Annotated in this window: 19 protein-coding genes and 1 tRNA gene; 9 read left to right on the top strand and 11 right to left on the bottom strand. The window is 56.1% G+C overall.

All coding sequences use genetic code 11. The features are described 5' to 3' along the window. The first annotated feature begins 10 nt into the window (after positions 1-10). The 3 genes from CDI07_RS01555 to CDI07_RS01545 all read left to right on the top strand — a co-directional run bounded on the left by CDI07_RS01555 (position 11) and on the right by CDI07_RS01545 (position 2,355). Complete coding sequence (locus CDI07_RS01555; protein ID WP_088179934.1) at positions 11-1,465, top strand: MATE family efflux transporter; 1,455 nt, start codon at positions 11-13, stop codon at positions 1,463-1,465. A 50-nt stretch (positions 1,466-1,515) separates the two neighbouring features. After that, positions 1,516-2,184: a uracil phosphoribosyltransferase gene (upp, locus tag CDI07_RS01550; RefSeq protein ID WP_088179933.1), complete on the top strand. Its 669-nt coding sequence runs from the start codon at positions 1,516-1,518 to the stop codon at positions 2,182-2,184. 83 nt (positions 2,185-2,267) lie between these two features. Continuing rightward, positions 2,268-2,355 (top strand) — tRNA-Leu (locus tag CDI07_RS01545). Between the two features lie 543 nt (positions 2,356-2,898). On the opposite strand, the gene rpiA is transcribed toward CDI07_RS01545, so the two are convergent. Genes rpiA through psmB form a run of 5 tightly spaced genes read right to left on the bottom strand, consistent with a single transcriptional unit; the run spans position 2,899 to position 7,889 of the window. Further along, entirely contained in the window at positions 2,899-3,582 is a 684-nt protein-coding gene (gene rpiA / locus CDI07_RS01540) for a ribose-5-phosphate isomerase RpiA (RefSeq protein ID WP_088179932.1), read from the bottom strand. A gap of 4 nt (positions 3,583-3,586) precedes the next feature. Next, a complete protein-coding gene (locus CDI07_RS01535; RefSeq protein WP_343232454.1) occupies positions 3,587-3,940 on the bottom strand; it encodes a hypothetical protein in 354 nt (117 codons plus the stop codon). Positions 3,941-3,979: 39 nt separating this feature from the next. Next, positions 3,980-5,314, bottom strand: a complete 1,335-nt coding sequence (locus CDI07_RS01530) for a pyridoxal-phosphate dependent enzyme (protein WP_088179930.1) — start codon at positions 5,312-5,314, stop codon at positions 3,980-3,982. Between the two features lie 6 nt (positions 5,315-5,320). Further along, positions 5,321-7,267, bottom strand: coding sequence for a beta-CASP ribonuclease aCPSF1 (locus CDI07_RS01525; RefSeq protein ID WP_088179929.1), 1,947 nt, complete (start codon positions 7,265-7,267; stop codon positions 5,321-5,323). A 10-nt stretch (positions 7,268-7,277) separates the two neighbouring features. Next, positions 7,278-7,889 carry an archaeal proteasome endopeptidase complex subunit beta gene (gene psmB, locus CDI07_RS01520; RefSeq protein WP_088179928.1) on the bottom strand — a complete coding sequence of 204 codons (612 nt, stop codon included), beginning with the start codon at positions 7,887-7,889 and terminating at the stop codon, positions 7,278-7,280. A 118-nt stretch (positions 7,890-8,007) separates the two neighbouring features. Between psmB and CDI07_RS01515 the strand changes: the two genes are divergently transcribed. Continuing rightward, positions 8,008-9,171, top strand: a complete 1,164-nt coding sequence (locus CDI07_RS01515; RefSeq protein WP_088179927.1) for a hypothetical protein — start codon at positions 8,008-8,010, stop codon at positions 9,169-9,171. Positions 9,172-9,174: 3 nt separating this feature from the next. Beyond that, positions 9,175-9,537, top strand: coding sequence for a potassium channel family protein (locus CDI07_RS01510; protein WP_088179926.1), 363 nt, complete (start codon positions 9,175-9,177; stop codon positions 9,535-9,537). 56 nt (positions 9,538-9,593) lie between these two features. On the opposite strand, the gene gdhA is transcribed toward CDI07_RS01510, so the two are convergent. After that, positions 9,594-10,853 carry a glutamate dehydrogenase gene (gene gdhA, locus CDI07_RS01505; RefSeq protein WP_088179925.1) on the bottom strand — a complete coding sequence of 420 codons (1,260 nt, stop codon included), beginning with the start codon at positions 10,851-10,853 and terminating at the stop codon, positions 9,594-9,596. Between the two features lie 612 nt (positions 10,854-11,465). Here gdhA and CDI07_RS01500 point away from each other — a divergent pair. Together CDI07_RS01500 and CDI07_RS01495 are read left to right on the top strand one after the other, a co-directional pair. Next, positions 11,466-13,049: a sodium-dependent transporter gene (locus CDI07_RS01500; protein ID WP_088179924.1), complete on the top strand. Its 1,584-nt coding sequence runs from the start codon at positions 11,466-11,468 to the stop codon at positions 13,047-13,049. 157 nt (positions 13,050-13,206) lie between these two features. Beyond that, positions 13,207-13,935, top strand: coding sequence for an alpha-glucosidase (locus CDI07_RS01495; RefSeq protein WP_088179923.1), 729 nt, complete (start codon positions 13,207-13,209; stop codon positions 13,933-13,935). Between the two features lie 13 nt (positions 13,936-13,948). Here CDI07_RS01495 and CDI07_RS01490 read toward each other — a convergent pair whose 3' ends face one another. Both CDI07_RS01490 and CDI07_RS01485 read right to left on the bottom strand, forming a co-directional pair. Continuing rightward, positions 13,949-14,266: a P-II family nitrogen regulator gene (locus CDI07_RS01490; protein WP_088179922.1), complete on the bottom strand. Its 318-nt coding sequence runs from the start codon at positions 14,264-14,266 to the stop codon at positions 13,949-13,951. Positions 14,267-14,328: 62 nt separating this feature from the next. Further along, complete coding sequence (locus tag CDI07_RS01485; protein ID WP_088179921.1) at positions 14,329-16,320, bottom strand: 1,4-alpha-glucan branching protein; 1,992 nt, start codon at positions 16,318-16,320, stop codon at positions 14,329-14,331. 129 nt (positions 16,321-16,449) lie between these two features. Between CDI07_RS01485 and rqcH the strand changes: the two genes are divergently transcribed. Then, positions 16,450-18,402, top strand: a complete 1,953-nt coding sequence (gene rqcH, locus CDI07_RS01480) for a ribosome rescue protein RqcH (protein WP_088179920.1) — start codon at positions 16,450-16,452, stop codon at positions 18,400-18,402. On the opposite strand, the gene CDI07_RS01475 is transcribed toward rqcH, so the two are convergent. Beyond that, a complete protein-coding gene (locus CDI07_RS01475; RefSeq protein ID WP_014012472.1) occupies positions 18,399-18,809 on the bottom strand; it encodes a hypothetical protein in 411 nt (136 codons plus the stop codon). The genes rqcH and CDI07_RS01475 overlap by 4 nt on opposite strands. 22 nt (positions 18,810-18,831) lie before the next feature. After that, positions 18,832-19,248 (bottom strand): nickel-responsive transcriptional regulator NikR, encoded by a 417-nt coding sequence (gene nikR, locus CDI07_RS01470; RefSeq protein ID WP_088179919.1) that lies wholly within the window; start codon positions 19,246-19,248, stop codon positions 18,832-18,834. A gap of 81 nt (positions 19,249-19,329) precedes the next feature. On the opposite strand from nikR, the gene CDI07_RS01465 reads away from it, so the two are divergent. Continuing rightward, on the top strand, positions 19,330-19,776 hold the full coding sequence (locus CDI07_RS01465) for a hypothetical protein (protein WP_014012474.1): 447 nt from the start codon (positions 19,330-19,332) through the stop codon (positions 19,774-19,776). Here the strand turns inward: CDI07_RS01465 and CDI07_RS01460 are convergent. After that, positions 19,773-20,789 (bottom strand): TIGR00341 family protein, encoded by a 1,017-nt coding sequence (locus CDI07_RS01460; RefSeq protein WP_226996594.1) that lies wholly within the window; start codon positions 20,787-20,789, stop codon positions 19,773-19,775. The two genes, CDI07_RS01465 and CDI07_RS01460, sit on opposite strands and share 4 nt — an antisense overlap. Between the last annotated feature and the right edge of the window lie 80 nt (positions 20,790-20,869).

Raw genomic sequence — 20,869 nt, 5'->3', positions numbered from 1 at the left:
CTGATTGCACATGAGGGGCGAGAAAATCCAGAGGATGCGCGAGGAGATACTGACAGGACCCATAGAGAAAACCCTCCTCGTTCTGGCGGGTCCGCTTATCGTCAACAACCTAGTCCAGGTTGTCTACAACATCACGGACACCTTCTGGCTCGGCAAACTCGGGAGGGAAGCGCTCTCGGCCCCCGGCGTTACCTGGCCGATAATCGGAACCCTCATGGCGCTGGGCATGGGCTTCACGACGGCGGGCTTCGCCTTCGTCGGGCAGTACATCGGGGCGGGGGAGTACAAGAAGGCCAACCGCTCGGCCGGGGCACTCTATTCGCTCATGCTGTTCTTCGCAACGGCAACTGCCATAATCGGAACGCTCCTCCTACCGTACGCCCTGCACTTCATGAAGGTCAGCGAGAACGTCTATCCATACTCGCTCACCTACGCGACGATAATATTCCTCGGCATCCCCTTCTCCTTCACCTTCATGGCCTTCGGGGCCCTCGTAAGGGCGACGGGAGACACGAAGACACCCGTCAAGATAACCCTCCTCACGGTGGCGATAAACATAATCCTCGATCCGATACTGATATTCGGCTGGCTGGGCTTCCCCGAGCTGGGCGTTGCAGGGGCTGCAATAGCGACGGTTTTTGCCAACTCCGTGGGAGCCTTCATCGGGCTCTACCTCCTGTTCACCGACAGGGTTGGACTGAGCCTGAGCCTTGAGAGCCTCAAACCTGACTTCGAGTTCTACAAGAAGATATTCAAGGTCGGCCTGCCGTCCAGCATAGGACAGTCGGCGAACAGCTTCGGCTTCGTCATCCTCACGAGGATAATCTTCGGCTTCGGCGATGTCACCTACGCCGCCTACGTTATAACCACCAGGCTAGTGAACTTCCTCACGAGCATTTCGCGCGGCATAAGCATGGCCATGGGAACGATGATAGCCCAGAACGTCGGGGCGGAGAACTACGAAAGGGCCAAGAGGATAGCCGAGAGGACGATGGTCATAAACTTCGCCATAGCGAGCCTTGCGATACTGATAATCGGGGTCTTCCGCGTCGAGATATTCCGCGTGTTCCTCAACGATCCCGCCGTCATTAAGGAGAGCGAGGTCGTTCTCAAGTACTTCCTCATATCGGTGCCGTTCTTCAACGGAATCTTCATAGTCGTCAACAGAACCTTCAGCTCCGCCGGCCACACCAAGAAGAGCATGGCCCTCGGCATATTCCGCCTCTGGGGGCTGAGGATTCCGCTCAGCTACGCTTTTGGATACATCGGAGCCATAACAATCCTTGGAATCACCATACCTCTCGCGGAGCTCTTCGACTTCACGAGCAAGGGAGTGTTCTTTGGGATGGGAATGAGCAACTTTATAGCCGCGATAGTCGCCCTCGCCTGGTTCCTGCGCGGAACATGGATGAGACGGATAATCGAGGAAAAATCAAAAACCGAGCCTGAGAAGGCCACGGCTTAACAGCCGGAAGGCTAATAAACCCTTCTCCCGACCCACCACCGGTGAGAGCGATGATAGAGGACAAGCGGTGGAAGGGTGTTTACTCCTTTGAGGACTCCCCGTTCATCATGGAGATTCTGACGGAGCTGAGGGACGAGAAAACGGGGCCAATACCGTTCAGAAAGGGACTCGTCAAGCTCGGCCGCTACATGGCCTACGAGCTGACCAAGACGATGGAGGTCGAAAGGGTTCCGATAAAAACGCCGCTTGAGGAGACAACCGGAACGATAGTCAAGGACAGGCGAAACGTCGTCATAATCACCGTTCTCCGCGCGGCGATACCCCTCATGGAGGGCCTCATCAAGGTCCTCGACCATGCCCGCGTTGGCATCGTTTCAGCATCGCGTGGAAAGGCGCCGAAGTTTGAGATAGAGATGAGGTACGTCAAGGTGCCGCAGGTAAAGCCCGAGGACACAGTCATCATAGCGGACCCAATGATAGCAACCGGTTCAACGCTCATCAAGGTTCTCGAAGAGGTCAAGAAGTACGGAAAGGCCAAGCGCTACGTCATAGTTGGAGTTCTCGCAGCTCCGGAGGGAATAAGCAGGATAAAGGAAGCCCACCCGGACGTCGAGATGTTCGTGGCGGCCATAGACAGGGAGCTCAACGACCACGGCTACATCCTGCCCGGCCTTGGAGACGCCGGCGACAGGGCCTTCGGTGCGCCGATTAAGGTTTGAGGTCCCTCCTTTCCGTTTTCTCCGCGCGAGGACGTTAAATTTATAAGCCAGCCTTTTGTTATTCTTTTTGAAACCCGCAGTGCGCGGGGGTTGCCGAGCCTGGTCAAAGGCGGTGGACTCAAGATCCACTCCCGCAGGGGTTCAGGGGTTCAAATCCCCTCCCCCGCACCACAACGAAAGACAAGGGGGCTCCGCCCCCTTATCTCTCTGTACTCTCAAACCCCCATAGTGGGGCTTCGCCCCACAACCCCGTTTCTCTTTAAACTACTGGGGGGCTAACGCCCCCACACCCCCAGAAATTTTCTTGTGCAAAGTTTCATCAAAGATTGTAGCGCCTTCTCAAAATTCCGAGTTTCTCATGTGATTTCTCTCCTTGATGGTGCATTTGGGAGTGGAGAACCTGTGGAATTGCTTCTTTTGGTATGGGTTTGTCGTTTTTAAATCGACGCCCAAAGGGCGTCAAGAGAAGTAAACCCCTTGTTAAAGCCGTTTGAGAGTGTTCTCCTATGGGAAAGCAGGTTTTATGAGTGTTAGGAAAATCCTTGCAGTGGGTTTTCTGTAAGGAGCTACTAACTTTTGGTCAAGCTTTTTCCAAAAGCTTCAGCGCCGTTCTCACTATCGTTCGAACGTCCTTGATGGACGGCGGAAAGAATACGTACGATTATGACGTACTTGAACAAGAGTCAAAACGAAGCCCGCAGAAAAGAAAAAACCTCAGCGCTCCAGCTTCTTGACGCCGTCCTTGGTTCCTACGAGGACTATGTCGGCTATGTCTGCAAAGATGCCGTTCTCCACCACGCCGGGGATGTTGTTGAGCTCTATCTCAAGGTCGAGCGGGTCGTCTATGCGGTGGAACCTGGCGTCGAGGATGAAGTTGCCGTTGTCGGTAACGACCGGCCCGTCCTTCTTGCTCGCCATCCTCAGCTCAGCGGTGGCGTTGAAGACCTCTATCTCCTCGGCTATGGCGCGCCAGGCCGCCGGAATCACCTCGATGGGAACCGGCATCCTCTGGCCGAGCCTCTCGACTAGCTTGCTCTCGTCAACGAGGACGAGGAAAGTTCCGGCGCGGTACTCGATTATCTTCTCCATGGTGAGGGCAGCGCCGCGACCCTTGATGAGGTTGAGGTGCGGGTCAACCTCGTCGGCGCCGTCAACGGCGATGTCAATCGCATCCACCTCGTCCAGACCAACTACCGGAACGCCGTTCTCGAGGGCGAGGAGCCTGGCCTGGTAGGATGTGGGAACACCGTAGACGTCCTCGAGCTCCTCCTCCATTATGAGCTTGCCGAGGTACTCGATGAAGTAAGCGGTAGTGGAGCCTGTGCCGAGGCCGACTATCATGTCGTCCTCGATGAACTTCAACGCCTCCTTAGCGACGGCCCTCTTGAATTCCTCCATAGGCTCACCCCATCACCGTTCCGTTCTGCGTGAGTTGATACAGCAGGCTCTGGTTTGAGTAGAACTGGGGCTGGAAGCTGACCATCAGGGTGTAGCTGAGCATGGTGAAGTATAACCAGAACAGGAACCAGCCAAAGAAGGCCTTCCTGAGTATAAGACGCTCCTCCTCGATGTCGGGCGGCAGCTCCTTTATGAGGGCCATGACTACCTTATCAATGACCAGGAACATGGCGATGCCTACCATCCAGCCATACTGAAACTTCGCAGCGGCAACCCCACTGACCAGGCCACAGATGAGTCCCCAGAGGTAAACTGAGAGTGAAAACTTGTGTTCAATTGCCAGCTCCACGTTCTTCACCTACGCTTAGCTTTAAAAAGACCTTTTAAAACCTTTCCGTTACTCGGACAGTGTCTCCAGGAACTTGCGACCCTTATCCGTCAGCCTGTAGTAGACGCGCCTGCCCTTTCTGTGGGATTCACCTATCAGACCCAGGCTTTCGAGCTCGCGGAGGTGCTGGTAGACCGCCTGGTACTTCAGGGGCTTCTCAAGGGCCTCCCATATCTCATAGCCGTACATGACCCTCTCGCTGAGGAGCCTTAGGATATCGAGCTTCGTTCCTCCTATGCTGAACTTCTCCCTGGTCTCGGAGTAGTGCCCCTTGAGACCCGAGCTGGTCACAATGAGCGCTATCCTGTCGTCCCTCTCAAAGTAGTTCTCCTCCGCCAGCTTGAGCAGAGCTGGAACTATCACCGCCGAAGCGTACTCCGCGAAGATGCCCTCACTGGCAAGCAGTCTCTGCCCGAGGTCAAGCTCATCCTCGCCGACCATCACCGCGGTTCCATCGGTCTCGTGTATAGCCCGGAGTGCGAGCTCCTTCATCACGGGGTTCTTCACGTAGAGCGCCAGCGCCTTGGTCGGCTCCGCCCTCGGCTCGACGCCCAGGATTTCGCTCGCTATGGGGGAGCACTTCTCGGCCTGAACCGCTATGAGCCGGGGCATCTCCTCGATGGCCCCTATCTCCATGAGCTCAACGAACCCCTTGTAGATGCTGTAGAGGTTGCTCCCGCTGCCGGTCGGAACCACCACGTGGGTCGGGTTCAGCTCCTCCCAGAGCTCAAAGGCAAGCGTCTTCTGCCCCTCAAGACCGATGATGTTGCTCTCCGGCGTTACGTTGTAGAGCCCTTTCCCCTCGGCCAATCCCTCCGCGTAGCTTATGCCCTCATCAACGCTCTCGCCGTAGCGTATAACCTTGGCACCAAAGGCCACTATCTGGTTGAGCTTTCCGGATTCTATCAATCTGGGCACGACAGTGTACGCATCGACACCCGCCCTCGCGGAATAAGCAGCCAGGGAAGCGGCCGCGTTTCCGTTGCTCGCAACCACGAAGCCGTTCTCGGCGTAGGGGAGACCGTAGGAAAGGGCGACCGTGATGAGCCTGTCGCGGAAGGAGCCCGTAGGGTTCCGGGTCTCGTCCTTGATGAATACGTTCAATCCCAGCTCTTCCCCAAGTTTCGCCTTCAGAAGGGGCGTTCCGCCCTCGTTCAGACTGATGACTTTCCTCACATCGGGGAGAAGCTCCCGGTACCTCCAGACACCGGGTTTCCTGTCCCTCCAGGCAGAAACGTTCACACCCTCGTAGTCGTAGGTTATTCCAAGGGGTTCACCACAGGAGCAGGTTAGGGGAATAAGGGAGGAATAGAGCCTCCCGCAGCTTGGACAGCGAACCTGCATCGGGCATCACTTCAGCCTTATGGCGTCGAGGTTGTTGGGTGCCCTCGTCGACAGGCCGAACTTCTTGTGGATGCTGGTGCTCAGGTCGAGGCACTTGTGGGGCTCGCCGTGGACAGTTATGACGCGCTCGGGCCTAGGCCTCAGCCTCGCTATGTAGCTTATCAGCTCCCTCCTGTCGGCGTGACCGGAGAAGCCGTCTATGGTGTGGACCTCCATGTTGACCTTGACGACCTCGGTCTTTCCGCCCTCTCCAACTAGCGGTATCTCCCTCAAGCCCCTCTGAACCTGCCTTCCGAGGGTTCCCTCGGCCTGGTAGCTGACGAATATCATGCTGTTCTTCGGGTCGGGGGCGAGCTGCTTGAAGTACTCGACGCTCGGTCCACCGACGAGCATGCCCGATGTTGCTATGATTATCGCGGGCTCTCCGCTGTCTATGATGTCCTGCCTCTCACGGCTGTTGGCGACGGGCTTGAATATCGGGTTGAGGAACGGGTTGTAGCCCTCGTGGAATATCTGCTCGCGGAGGTGCCTGCTGAGGTACTCCGGGTAAGCCGTGTGGATTGCCGTAGCTTCCCATATCATTCCATCGAGGTAGATTGGCACCTCTATGCCGCCAACGCGGGCGTACTCCTCAAGGACCATCATTATCTCCTGGGCCCTACCGACCGCCATCGCCGGAATCAGAACCTTGCCCTTCCTCCTTATCGTCTGGTGGATGACCTCTATCAGGCGCTTCTCAGCTTCTTCACGCGGCATCTGGTAGTCGTTGCTTCCACCGTATGTGGACTCCATGACGAGCGTCTCAAGCCTCGGGAATCTGCTCACAGCGGGCTCGAAGAGCCTCGTCGGGATGAACTTGAAGTCGCCGGTTATGGCTATGTTGTGGAGACCGTTGCCTATGTGGAGGTGGACGATGGAGGAGCCGAGAATGTGACCCGCGTTGTGGAGGGTAAGCCTCATGTCCGGGGCTATGTCCCTGACCTCGCCGTAGTCGAGTGTTATGGTATGCTTGATGACCTCTTTGATGTCCCTCGGCCTGTAGAGCGGCTCAACGCCGTTCATCTGCTGTATCTCGATGAAGTCCTGCTGGAGGAGCACCATCAGGTCCCTGGTCGGGGGAGTGGTGTATATCGGCCCGTCGAAGAGCTTGTAGCGGAAGAGGTAAGGCAGCATTCCGCTGTGGTCGAGGTGGGCGTGGGTTATGATGATGGCGTCAAGCAGGCCGGCATCGAGGACGTACCTGAACTCCGGCGCCTCGAAGTGTGGAAAGGCCTTCTTGGGATCCCTCAGTGCAGCTATGTTAACGCCGAAGTCAACGAGAACGTAGCTCTCGTTGGTTTGAACCAGGAGTGCACTCCTTCCAACCTCGCGGAAGCCTCCAAGGCCGGTGATTCTAATCCACTCACTCTTCAGCTCGGGCTTGCGGTAGATGTTCCGCCCAACCTGCCTGAGGAACTTCCTCCTGTCCTTCGCCTCGGCCTGGAGTATCTGCCTTATGGAGTAGATGGTCTGGCTCTGGAGGGGGGGAGTCCTTATGACCCTGGGGGCCCAGTGGACCCTCTGGGTTATGAGCCTCAGGGTTTCGCCGTTCTTTCCTATAACCAGACCCGGCTTCTTGGCCTCTATGAGGACCTCTCCGACGGAGGGGTCAAAGCTCACATTGGTTATCTCTGCCTCCGGTGGAACGAGCTGCTTTATCATTTCCTCGGCCTTTTCCGGCGGAAGAAGAACCTCCGGGTCAGGGCGAACGCTGATGCGCTTCTTGAGCACCTTGGCGAGGTTCTTGATGAGCTCCCCGTCCTGCATTATGGCCTCGGGGTTCTTGACGTATATGACCAGCTCCGGTCCCTCGAACTCGACGTCGGTTATCCTGGCCTCCCTGGGGACCATCTGACTTATAACGGCTTTTATGTCCCGTAATATGTCATCAACGAAAGTTTCTCTCCTTATCAAAGTCACCACCTCACTTTAGAAGAGCCTCTATCTCCTCCTTGCTCAGCTCTCTGTAGCCATCCTTTGTCACGGTAACGAGGGTTATTCCCTCTCCGGTGAAAACATCGCGCCTTGTGGCGGCTTTTATCGCCCGGAGAGCAAGTTTTATGCCCTCTTCCAGCTTAATGTCCTCGGTGTAGCCATCCTCCAGAACCGCGAAGGCAAACTCCATTCCAGAGCCCGCGGCGGTGAACTTATCCTCTGTAATGCCCCCGGCCATGTCTATCGAGTACAGCCCGGGCTTCTCGTCGTGGCCGGCTATGAGAAACCAGCCGAAGTACGGCATGAACCTGCTGCCGTGAAGGATGTTAGAAGTCAGCGTAGCAAGGGCCTTCACGCTCATTTCATACCCAACCTTCGCCCTGTACAGCTTGGCCTCGGCCCTCAGAAGCCTAACGAGCGAGAGTATGTCTCCAACGCTCCCCGCACCGGCCAAGGCCAGGTGGTCGTCTATCTGGAACACCTTGGTAACGCTCTCTGAAAGCACCATGTTGCCGAGCGATGCTCTCCTGTCCGCCGCTAGGACGACGCCGTCCTTACATACAATGCCGACCGTAGTCGTTCCCTTTAGCTTTTCAGCCAATTACAACACCCCTGCTGGTATGTTTTTAGAATAGAAGAACCTCTACAACGCCAGTTTAGGGGAATAGTATTTAAAGGTTTCGTCCGAAGTGTACGTTTAGACGCAGTGGGGTGGTATGATGAAGGAAGTTATCCTGCTCACCGGGCCGCCACTCAACGGACGGGACGAGTACATAACCGAGGCGCTGAAGCTCGCCGACGGGGAGAGCTACGCCTACTACCACGTCTTTGACTACATCAGGGAGGTCGGAAAGGAGCTGGGCGTCAAGATAACGAGGAAGAACGTTCTCGACTTCGCCATAAGCCACCAGGATTTGATGAATGAGATACGGGACGAGGCTTTCAATAGAATAAGAAAGGAGATAGACGAGAGTGACAGAGGCTTCCATCTCGTTTCAACACCGAGCCTCTTCCGCTGGGGAAGCGGAAGCGTCATCGGGTTCACAACCAGCAATCTGAAGCTTTTGAGGCCGAACCGCGTGATAATAGTCCTCGACGACGTCCTCTCGGTCAGACGGCGCATCATCAACGATCCGGAGTGGTTCGAGCGCTTCGGCGAGAACCCAGAGAATATTAAGCTGACGACCCTCGTCATGTGGCGCGAGGATGCCATAAATCACGTCAAAACTCTGATACACGAGCTGAAGAAGGAAGGCATCGAGGTCCGCTACATCCTCCAGTTCGGCATAAGGCACCCATACCATGTCTTCCTCGACCTGATATTCCACGAGGCCGAAAAGCCCCTCGTCTACCTCAGCTACCCAATGACCGGCCACGAGGAGGAGTACTACCACCGCGTCAGGGATTTCTACAACAAACTGAGCGGGCACTTCACGGTTCTCGATCCCGGGGCGCTGGACGACTGGTGGGTGGTCGCCGAGTACGACGCCCAAGTCAACAGGGACCCCTCGATAACGCGCATCAGGATCAAGCACCTCCTGGACGGGGAACAGGTGGAGGAGCTTGATCGGGAGGACATAGAGCAGGCCACGGACATACTGAGGCGCCAGCTCGTCGAGAGGGACTTCAACCTCGTCGATGTCAGCAAGGCCATAGCGGTTTACCACTACGCGGAAGGCGTTTCCGCCGGCGTTATCAGTGAGATGGCCGAGGCGTACAGGACGCTGGCGGCGATATACCTCTACTACCCGTTCAAGAGACGCCCGAGCCCGTTCATGGAGTTCTACGGCATGCAGAACCCATCGCGGAGGACGATGTTCAAGGATGAGGACGAGATGGTAAGGGCGATGGTTGAGGAGAAGGAGTACTGGGCGAAGGTGTGAGGGATGGAGAAGAGGACAGAGGAAGGGCTCGAAATCGAACTCATCGGCTTTCGCACCTTCCTTCACGAATTTTTGAGGGTTCTCTACTACGTCAAAAGCATTCTCCTCGGCCTCTTTACGATAATAGTGGTCTTCGGGGTGGTGCTGTCCTTCCAGGAATCCCTGAGCATCGGCAACGGAATTTACTTCGCATTCATCTCCGCCTTCACCGTCGGCTACGGGGACATAACCCCCACAACACCGGTGTCAAAGCTCCTCTGTGCCCTCGTGCTGCCCATACTGGGCATGATAATGACGGGAATAATGGTCGCGGCCGCGATGCAGGCGATATCGAGGCTCTATCAGGAGAGGGGCAGAAAGTTCTAGAATCTTTTCTTCATTGTTCCCAGGCTAACAGAAACGAATAGAAAAGGGAGAAGAAATCACTTCTTCACCCATCCGCGGTGCTTCATGGCGTCGTAGACCCTCTGGACGGCGACGACGTAGGCGGCATCCCTCATCGGGATGGCCTTCTCCTTGTGAGTGTTGTAGACGTCCCAGAAGGCCTTGGTCATCTTGTCGTCGAGCCTCTTCCTGGTCTCCTCGACGGTCCAGTAGAAGCCGTTGATGTTCTGGACCCACTCGAAGTAGCTGACGGTAACACCGCCGGCGTTACAGAGGAAGTCCGGTATGATGAGGACGCCCTTCTCGTGGAGGATCTCGTCGGCCTCCGGGGTGGTCGGACCGTTGGCGAGCTCGGCGACGATCTTGGCCTTGATCTTGTCGGCGTTGTCCTTGGTTATGACACCCTCGATGGCGCTCGGGGCGAGGACGTCGACCTCGAGCTCGAGGAGCTCCTCGTTGGTGATGTTGGTCGCGCCTGGGAAGTCCTTGACGCTGCCGTTCTTCCTCTTCCACTCGAGGACCTCGTCGGCGTTGAGGCCGTCCGGGTTGTAGATGCCGCCCTTGCTGTCGCTGACGGCGACGACCTTCATGCCGTACTCCTCGCTCATGATCTTGGCCATGTAGTAGCCGGCGTTACCGTAACCCTGGATGGCGATGGTCTTGCCCTTGAGGTCCATGCCGAGGGCCTTGGCGGCTTCCCTGACGGTGAAGCTGGCACCCCTGGCGGTGGCGTCCATCCTGGCGACGATACCGCCAACTCCGGGCGGCTTGCCGGTGATGACACCGAAGCTCGGGCCCTTCCTCCTGCTGATGACCTCGTACTCGTCCATCATCCAGGCCATGATCTGCGGGTTGGTGTAAACGTCCGGGGCCGGGATGTCGGTCCACGGGCTGATGACGTCGTAGATGGCTCTTATGTAGTTCCTGGCGAGCCTCTCCTTCTCCCTGTCGGAGAGCTCCTTCGGGTTGACTATGATACCACCCTTACCTCCACCGTAGGGGAGGTCAACGACGGCGACCTTCCAGGTCATCCAGGTTGCGAGGGCCTTAACGGTGCTGAGGGTCTCGGCCGGGTGCCACCTTATACCACCCTTGGTCGGACCGCGGGCCCAGTTGTGCTGAACGCGGAAACCGGTGAAAACCTTAACAGAACCGTCGTCCATCTCAAGCGGGACGGTAACTTCCACAATCCTCATGGGCTTCTTGAGCCACTCAAGGGCCTCTTCGCTTATGTCCATGAACTGGGCAGCCCTCTCGAGCTGCTTAACGGCCATCTCAAACGGGTCAATCTCGACCATCTTTACCACCTCGGGTTTCGGTAATTTGCGATAGGCTCTTAGGCATTTGCATATATAAACCTTTCGATAAAGAAGGCCGGAGAACGGTTAATTTTAAACAAAAAGTTATATACGCAAATTTTCGACGAAAAGAAAAATCCTCCCGAAATTTTAGGACAAAAACGGGGCTGTACATCCAAGATTTTTTATACATTGACGCACATAAAAAAGCACCATTGAATATAAATGCATGAAACGATATTGAAACGAGCGCCCTCAGCGAGAAGTCGGTCATCATCCCTTCAGATCACTCGCGTTCCAATCATCGGGCACCATTACAATTGTAATCGCCTTCAGTTAAATATTTTGGTGGGTGCGACCTGGCAAGGATTTGTCATTTTGCACTATTTTGGCCTTTTGATTGTCATAACGTCAAAAAGGTGTTTACGTCCCATTAACGTATTAAAAAAATGACGAGAGCGTAATTACCTTGGTTTAACGGTTGAGTAAATCGTCTTTTGTCGAAAAAAGCTATCAGAAAGCTTTTTATAGAATGCCTTGCCTTATACATAATGCCCCGCCGCAGTACACGGGGTACTAAAGCCCATGCATTTAAGAACGGGGGTGAATTGTGTGGAACAAAGAGATCAATGGGCTACAAAGATCGGTTTGATTTTAGCGATGGCAGGCAACGCCATCGGTCTTGGTAACTTCTGGAGGTTCCCGTACCAGCTCGCCAGCAACGGTGGCGGAGCGTTCATGATACCATACTTCCTGGCGCTCGTACTGCTGGGAATCCCTGTGATGTGGGTTGAATGGACCACCGGTCGCTACGGTGGTAAGTACGGCCACGGTACCATTGGACCAATGTTCTACCTCATGGCAAGGGAGAGCGTCAAGCCCAAGACCGCATTGATATTCGGTGTTATCGGCGGAATGCTGGCGTTCTCAGTCGCTTCGCTGCTGAGCTCATACTACTACCAGATCATCGGTTGGTCGGCAGCGTACACCTACTACAGCCTTACGGGAGCCTACTTCGGCAAGGACACCGTGCAGTTCTTCCTCAACTACGTCGCTGACACCAAATCGGTGCTGTTCTTCTGGGGACTGACAATGCTCCTCCTCGGAATAGCGGTCGGACAGGGCGTCAGCAAGGGTATCGAGCGCTGGGTCAAGGTCATGATGCCGCTCCTCTACGTGTTTGCTATACTCCTCGTTATCAGGGCACTGACCCTCGGTTCACCGGTCAAGCCCGAGTGGAGCGCAGTCAAGGGCCTTGAGTACATCTGGAAGCCGAACTTCGAGGTCCTGAGCCAGAACTTCTTCAAGATCAGCCTGGCAGCGGCAGGACAGATATTCTTCACGCTGTCTCTCGGTATGGGTATCATCCACAACTACGCCAGCTACCTCGGTCCGGAGGACGACGTTGCCCTCAGCGGTCTCGCGACGGTCTCACTCAACGAGTTCGCAGAGGTCATCCTCGGTGGTTCGCTCGCCATCCCGATAGCCTTCGCCTACATGGGTCCTGACGCCGCAACCAAGGCCGGTGTCGGTCTGGCCTACATGGCCCTGCCGAACGTCTTCATGAACATGCCGGGAGGACAGATATTCGGTGCAATGTGGTTCCTGCTCCTCTGGTTCGCAGGATTCACCTCGGCCATAGCAACCTACAACTACCTCGTCGCAATGCTCGAGGAGGACGTCCACCTCGACAGGAAGATAGGCACCTGGGCGGTCTTCGGATTCCTGTTCCTGCTCGGACTGCCCGTTGCCCTTGACAGCACTCTCGCCTACCTCAGCGAGCTCGACATGTGGGTCGGCAGCTACTTCCTCGTCATCCTCGGTCTCTTCGACGTCATCGTTGCAGTCTGGCTCTTCAAGCCCGACAACTTCTGGGAGGAGCTCCACAAGGGCGCCTTCATGAAAGTGCCAGGATGGTACAAGCCGATACTCGTCTACATAGCGCCGATCTTCATGCTGTTCCTCCTCGGAGGAAACACCTGGAACTACGCCAAGATGGGTGCCTTCAGCGTCTCAGAGGCCTACGTTACACAGGTTCTCGGCTACGACTACACGCCTGAGGTCGTCAGCCTCATCACCAGAGCGAGGATAGTGATCTTCATAATCCTCATCATCGGTGCCATCGAGGCATACATGGCCATCAAGAAGAAGTACGGCGAGGAGCTTGCAAAGAACGAGGTCCTCATAAAGATCTGAGGTGGTGAAGATGGACACAGGCGCTCTGGCTTTCCTAATCTTTGCTTGGGGCTCCATATTTATATTGATGTACTGGAGCATTACCAAGCTCCTGCACTCCGAGAAGCAGCAAAAGGCTTAAAGCCTTCTTTTCTTTTACATTTGGGAGGTGCGGTTAATGAAGAGCGCAGAGATTCTGCGAGATGTTGCGCAGACGTTAGAGGATGTCGAAAAAAGGATAAACTCACTCAAAAATCTCTCAGATAAAAACAAACAGAAGGCCCTCAGGCTCATCCACGAGTCCCGCGAGAACTTCCTCAAGTTATCCGAGACCCTCGCGGTGGACAACGAGGAGCTGGCCAACTTCTTCCTCAAGAGGGCGGTCAGGCTGAAGAACAACACGACCGACAAGTACATCGAGAAGATGGGGGAGAAGGAGTACATGAAGGACGTCACCGCGATGAACAAGTACTCCAAGGTTGCGCCGTACGATTTCGCTGGCGAGGTCAAGGTTCTCCGCCGGGCGTACTTTGCATTCCTCGCGGGAATGGTCCCGTTCTACATCGTCTCGGGTATATTCGGCCCGATGTACGCGTTCACCGCGCTGATACTGATAATCCCCACGCTCCTGGCGATGCTGAGCCTGAGGAAGAGGGGCAACCTCGGCCTGATGCTCTCGTTCGCCGTGATGCCCATTCCAATGGTCATGGGGGCGTTCTCGATAAGGTACGCAATCTACGCGTTTAACGACCCGAATGAGCTAGCCAGAATAGCGGAGGCCTTTGGAAGGAGCATATCTTTTGCCCAGGGAATAGTTGCTATGATGGGCGTCCTTGGAGCGGCCACGCTAATCCTGCTCGGGTACGCAAGCTACATGCTCTACAAGCACAGGCATGCTTTCCTCTGAAAAAAGAAAGCCCTCAGTAGAGGGCTTCGTTTCCCCTCTCCCCCGTTCTTATCCTGATCGCGTCTTCCACGGGGCTTATGAATATCTTCCCATCCCCCGGTGTTCCGCTCCTCGCGTTCCTGATGATGACGTCAATCACCTTCTCAAGGTCTTTGTCCTTCACGACGATCTCTATCTTCATCTTTGGAAGGAGGTCGTACGGCGGAACGCCTCCCTGAACGCCCCTCCCCTGTACGGGATAGGCCGTCAGGGGCACGATACCTATCTGCTTGAGGGCGTTCTTCACGCGGTCGAAATCGTTTCCCCTAATAATCGCCTCAACTTTCTTCATGGCAACCACATAGATAGTTTGTAGAAACTTCAGAAAAGACTTTCGAAAGGAAAAACGGAGGGTTAAGAAACCTGGGCCAGAAACTTTCTCAGCCTTTTGGGCGAAATGCGCGTTTTTCTGGCCAGTTCCTCAACGTTCGCCATCTTGAGGTCTTCGATGCTATGAACCCCGGCTCGCTGGAGCTTTGCCAGCGTTTTTGGCCCGATGCCCTTTATCCTCAGGAGGTCGCTCTCGACCCTGCCGGGTTTTCCCTTCTTCCGCGTCCGGGGCTCTCTGGATTCCTCCGGGCTGGGCCTCTTTACCTTTCTAGGGGGCTTAACGGCTATCTCCTTGACGACCTCGGTAGCGTACGCCCTCTCCGGAAGCTCCTCCCTCGGCCGTTCAACTGGCCCTTCACTCCTTTCGGGCGGAACCTCTGGCGGTTCCACGTACTCCTGAACCTCAGGGGGACTTTCGCTCACGTAGCTACCAACAATCACCGGTCTGAATGCGTTGTCCCTTTCCTCGAGCTCCTCGAGGAGCCTAACGTCGAAGTCTCCGGCTTTGGCGTACCTCACCAGCTCGTTGGCCAGCCTGTGGAAGTCCCTGCTGTGCACCAGAATCCTCCTCTTCCCGTACTCCTTCGCCTGTCCGGTCGTTATAAGAAACTGCCAGTCGCTCGCTTCGAGGATTAAAAGCTCCCTCGCAAGCTGTTCGAGGATTCTATCGGCGGTTCTATCCCTTCCGTAGTACTCACTCGCCAGGGCCACCATCCGGTCCTCGGCGCTGTAGACGTGCCCCCACGTCCATTCGGTCTCCTCGTTCCACCACGTCGAGTGGTCTGCATTGGCCCCCCACGATCCCTCCGGGAGCTCAATCTCATACCTCTCGCCGGTGTAGTTGTCAAGATAGGATGAGAGCGTTGTGGTGACGATTCCCCTTTCCGCCATCAGCTCAAGAACCCTTCCGAGCCACTTGACGCCCTCGAACCACCAGTGGCCGAAGAGCTCCGTGTCGTAGGGAGAAACGATTATACCCTTCTCCCCGAACCTCTCCTCGAACTCACCCAGCAGCCTCTCCGCCAACGAGACGAAGTGCCTGGCGTGCTCCTCGACCCGCTCCATGGCCTTCTCGGGATCGTAGAACTCCTTCTCGCCGAGGTCAACGTTTTTCCCCGTTACGCGCCAGTACTGGCCACCGCTTTTTTCGGCCTTCCTGTGGAACTCCCTGTACCAGAAGTCGCCGGGATAGCCGTAGTGCGCGCTCCAGACCTGGTGGCCCGTTTCCCTGTTGCGGGCAAAGACTGCCACCCGAGAACCCTTGATCCAGTAGGGCCTCAGCGTGCTCTTCTCTCCCTCGTAGAGTGGAATCTCGCCGTAGCCCTTCGTCACCGGGCCCTCGTCGATCAGGTTGCTCTCCACGAAGAAGTACTCGATGCCGAACTCTTCCAGGAATTTCTCTATGCCCTGCCTCTCAACCTTCCTCCCGTCCGGCAGCTCCCACTCCCCCGCGGGCCGGTAGGCGCATTCGGGCAGCCATATTCCCCTCGGCCTCCTGCCGAAGTGCTTCTCGTAGGTGGCTATTCCGTTGGCGAGCTGGGCCCTTATCGCCTCATCCCTTCCGAGGAGTGGCAGGTAGCCGTGCGTTGCCGCGGAGGCTATCACCTCGATGTATCCCGCATCCTGGAACTCGCGGAACTTTCCTACGATGTCGCCGTTTATGGCCCTCCAGTAGTCGTAGACCTTCCTGAAGTGGTCGAGGGATGCTCTGACGGCCCTTTCGTCGTACTTGCCCGATTTCAGGTCTTCCTCGGTGGTTTCAATCTTCCGTGTTAGGTACCTCTCGAACTCGGCCTTAATGTAGTCGTCGGCCAGTTGCTCGGCCAGGACAGGGGTTATGTTTATCACGAGCTGGAACCTCACCCCAGAGGAGCGGAGGCGCTCGAACTCCATGAGGAGGGGTAGGTAAGTTTCGCTCATGGCCTCGTAGAGCCATTCCTCTCCGAAGGGCCATTTGCCGTGCTTCCTAACGTAGGGGAGATGGGTGTGGAGGACGAATGTAAAGTAACCTTTCACTCTGTATCACCGGGAGTGTTATCGCACTCGGAGTATTTAACCTTATCCGGAACAGAGTTGGCCCCGTGAACACTTGCGAACACCGGTTAGGTTTAAAGGGGAGAGGAACAATCCGTGAGGGGTGAGAGGATGAAGGAAGAGATGAGCAGCGTTGATATCCGCTACATCGTGAGGGAACTGCAGTCCCTAGTTGGCTCTCGCGTTGACAAGATTTACCACGATGGCGATGAGATTAGGATAAAGCTCAGGACGAGGGAGGGGAGGCAGGATTTAATCCTCCAGGCCGGGAAGCGCTTCCATGTGACGACGTACGTGAAGGAGGCGCCGAAGCAGCCGTCGAGCTTCACCATGCTCCTTAGGAAGCACCTCAGCGGCGGCTTCATAGACGCGATAGAGCAACACGGCTTCGACAGGATAGTGAAGATCCGCGTTGGGGACTACACCCTCGTCGGCGAGCTATTCAGGAGGGGAAACGTGATACTCGTGGACGGGGAGAACAAAATCGTTGCGGCGTTACGCTACGAGGAGTACAAGGACAGAAGGATAATGCCGAAGGCGGAATACCAGTATCCCCCAGCCAGGGAGAACCCGCTCGAGGTAACGCGGGAGAGGTTCATCGAGCTGATGAGGGAGAATGAAGAGCTCGAGCTCGTGCGCGCCCTCGCGAGGAAGCTCAACATGGGCGGGATGTACGCGGAGGAGATTTCCATCAGGGCAGGCTTCGACAAGACGACACCGGTTAAGGAGCTGAGCGACGACGACCTGCTGAGGGTCTACGAGGCAATGATGAACACGTTCAACGATGAGCCGAGGCCCAACATAGTCCTCAAGGACGGGAACATGCACGACGTCGTTCCGATAGAGCTGAGAATCTACGAGGGGTTCGAGAAGCGCTATTTTACCACCTTCAGCGAGGCCCTCGACGAGTACTTTGGGAAGATAACCATTGAGAAGGCAAGGATTGAGCAGACGAAGAGGCTCGAGGCCAAGAAGAGGCAACTCCTCATGACACTCAAGAAGCAGGAGGAGATGCTCAGGGGCTTCGAGGAGGGTGCGAAGGCCAACCAGGAGATAGGAGACCTGATCTACGCGAATTACTCCCTCATAGAGAAGCTTTTGGAGGAGTTCAGGAAAGCCACGGAGACCCTCGGCTGGGACGAGTTCAAGAAGCGTATAGAGGAGGGCAAGAAGGCCGGAAACAGGGTCGCGCTTATGGTGAAGGGAACCGATCCGAAGGAAAAGGCCGTGACGATAGAGCTTGAGGGGAAGAAGGTCAGGCTGTACCTCAACAGGAGCATAGGCGAGAACGCCGAGCTCTACTACGAGAAGGCCAAGAAGTTCAGACACAAGCACGAGGGGGCGCTCAAGGCCTACGAGGACACGAAGAGAAAGCTGGACGAGATAGAGAGGCTCATCGAGGAGGAGCTCAAGAAGGAACTCAGCGTTAAGAGGATAGAGAGGAGAAAGAAGAAGTGGTTCGAGAAGTTCCGCTGGTTCGTTTCGAGCGAGGGCTTCCTTGTTCTAGCTGGTAAAGACGCCGGCACCAACGAGATTCTCATAAAGAGGCACATGGACGATAACGACCTCTACTGTCACGCCGACGTTTACGGCGCCCCGCACGTCGTCATCAAGGACGGCCAGAAGGCTGGAGAAAAGACCATCTTCGAGGCCTGCCAGTTCGCGGTTTCGATGAGCAAGGCATGGAGCAGGGGCGTTTACAGCGAGGACGCCTACTGGGCGCATCCGAACCAGGTCACCAAGCAGACGCCCAGCGGCGAGTACCTGGGCAAGGGGGCCTTCATGGTCTACGGCAAGCGGAACTGGCTCCACGGGCTTCCGCTCAAGCTCGCCATCGGCGTAATCAACTACGAGGGCGAGGACTTCGTCGTCTGCGCGCCTATCGAGGCCATAAAAGCCCACACGGACAGGTACATCGTAATCCGTCCCGGCTCACTCAAGAAGAGCGAGCTGGTGAAGAGGATAAAGCGCATCCTCGAAAAGTGGGGCTACAAGGTAAGGGAAGAGGACATCATGTCAGCCCTGCCGCCCGGGAACGGTGAGATAGCCGAGGTCGTTGGCTAGAGCTTTTCGCCGCCCGCGACTACGAAGCCTATTACAAAGCTGAGCAGGGCTATAACGTAGCCCTCCGCCAGGATTCCGAAGTAGCCGGAGCCGTAGACGTACCACGAGACCACGGTGAAGACGAACATTCCAACCGTGCCGATTCCGGGCCCGAGCCTGCCGCCCAGGACTCCGAAGAGCACCGCCACGAGGATCATGAATATCCCCGCAAAGAACGCTATGAAGGTGAACATGCCCGCGGTGCTGTTGGGGTTGAGCCACCAGAAGGCCCCCTCGAACCCGCTCGGGATGGTCAGGACTTCGCGGAGGATGCCGATGAATGTTATCTCTCCGCCGTCAAAGCGGAACCACGGCAGGGCGAAGGAGAGCACGACCAGCAGGGATGAGAGGAAGGAAAAGAGCCTCACCTTCGCCACCTCTCAAATTTTATCAAACCAGTTCCCTCCCGGTGGTCGTCATCACGAGCTTCCCGTGCTTTACCCCCTTCAGGCTTATCAGCCTCTCGGCTATCTCCTTTATCCTCGTGGCCTTGCCCTTGACCACGACGACCTCGAGGCAGTTGTGCTCGTCCATGTGGACGTGGAGGTTTGAAATTATCTCGTCAACGTAGTCGTGCTGGAGATCGAGGAGCTCCTTCACGACGTCGGCCTCGTCGTGGTTGTAAACTATCGTGATTGTACCGGCAACGTCCCGGTCTCCCTCCTCCCACTCGTGTCTGACTATGAAATCCCGCATCATGTCCCTTATTGCCTCGCTCCTGTTGACGTAGCCCTTCTCCTCGATTATACGGTCGAACCTTTCGAGCAATTCATCCGGAACCGATACACCGAAGCGAGTGATCTTCATGACACCACCGTAATCTCTTTGGACGTCATCGTTAAAAACGTGACGCGAAACCCTTTTATTCCCCCGGGGAAAGATAGCCCCATGCCAATCGAGGAGCTGTACGCCATAGCGACCAGGGAGCTCGCCAAGGACCTTGTGTTCGAGATAGACGAGGAGCCGGTGACCCTCTCCATAAGGGGGGTTCTGCTGGCGAGAACCGACTCCAAGAGCTACAACTTCTCCTTCTTCGAGCTGAGCGAGGATGAATTCGTTCTCGCGGTCCAGATGAAGGGCTTCGTCGTCTACCTCGGCATCGAATCGGACGAGGAGCTGGAGGAAGAGGTCTATCCCGAACTCGTCAGAGCACTCTTGGAGCACCTCACGCCCCAGATAGCCCTCCTCATCACGAAGGCTGAGAAGGAGTACCCCGGAAGGGCCGATCTGCTCCTCGACGACGAGATGGGTCCGGACATGAAGGAGTTCTTCTACGGTCTCCTGGTCAAGCACAGGAAGGGCAGACCCGTCTACGAGCAGACGGAAGTGGCCTAGCTGAGGAGCTCCACAAGGACGAGAGTGACGAGCATAACTGCCAGCACCAGCATCGTTCTCTTCGTGTAGAGCTTCGCGGCCCTTCTCTCGTAGTAACTCCTGGGGGAGACGTTCAGGACGTAGAGTCCAAGTAGAGAACCGCTGAGAAGGCCGAGGACGTTCTCAACTGTGAGGACGAGCGAGCCCCTAAAAATTCCCCACCAGCCCATAGCGAGGGATATCCCTATGACCGTTGTCGGCGGGACGAGGGCGGCGGCGATCGAGACGCCTGCCAGAATCTCCGGGATTCTGCTGACTATGGCAACTATTCCGGCGTAGCCGAGGATTATAGCTAAGAGTATGTAAATCAGCCCGGAGTCGCCGCGGACGAGTATCTCATGGGTTGGTTCGGGGGGCATTGAGCCCGCAAACCTGAGGGCCAGGGACACGAGGAGAGCCGACAGGAATATAACGCCGAGGAGCTTTAGGATTGAGGAAACGGCATCGAGGGCATCCCTCCCCTTGCCCATGACGATGTTGAGGGAGAAGCCGTAGAGCGGGCCGAGGATCGGTGAGAGGAGCATGGCCGAGATTATCATTACTATGCTGTCGTTGATGAGGCCGAAGAGGGCTATAATCGAGGCAACGGCACCGAGGGTGAGCTGAATCGGGTCGACTTGAGCCTGGTTGTTGGCGTTCTCGATGAGCCCCTCTATGGCCGCCAGGGTCCAGCGGCGCTTGAACTTTTTAAGGGACTTTACCGAGTTTGCGTATTTCACGGACTTCCCGCTGACGGGGGCCCAGGTTATCGATGAGTGCCCCTTCCGTAGGTCAACGGCTTTCATCAGCTCGTCGACGACGTCGTTAATCACGAAATCCGGCACGAGGACGGTGAATTTGAGCGCCCGGTGCTCGTTGCTCTGCACTTCCTCGGCGTAGAACTGGAGGCTCCATTCGGTCAGAACCTTCCTAACTTTCTCACCCTCACCCTCGTCGCAGTAGATTTCCAGCCGGAGCATGGCCCATCGTTTCAATTTGAACGGCGTCCCTAATAACGCTACCGCTTCAAACGGGTTCGAAGTGAAGGGAGCCGTTATAAAATCCGGCGCCGTAG

It is taken from the genome of Thermococcus sp. 5-4 (genome assembly GCF_002197185.1).
GTDB classification, from domain to species: Archaea; Methanobacteriota_B; Thermococci; order Thermococcales; family Thermococcaceae; genus Thermococcus; species Thermococcus radiotolerans.
This window is presented reverse-complemented; position numbering and strand designations above follow the sequence as displayed.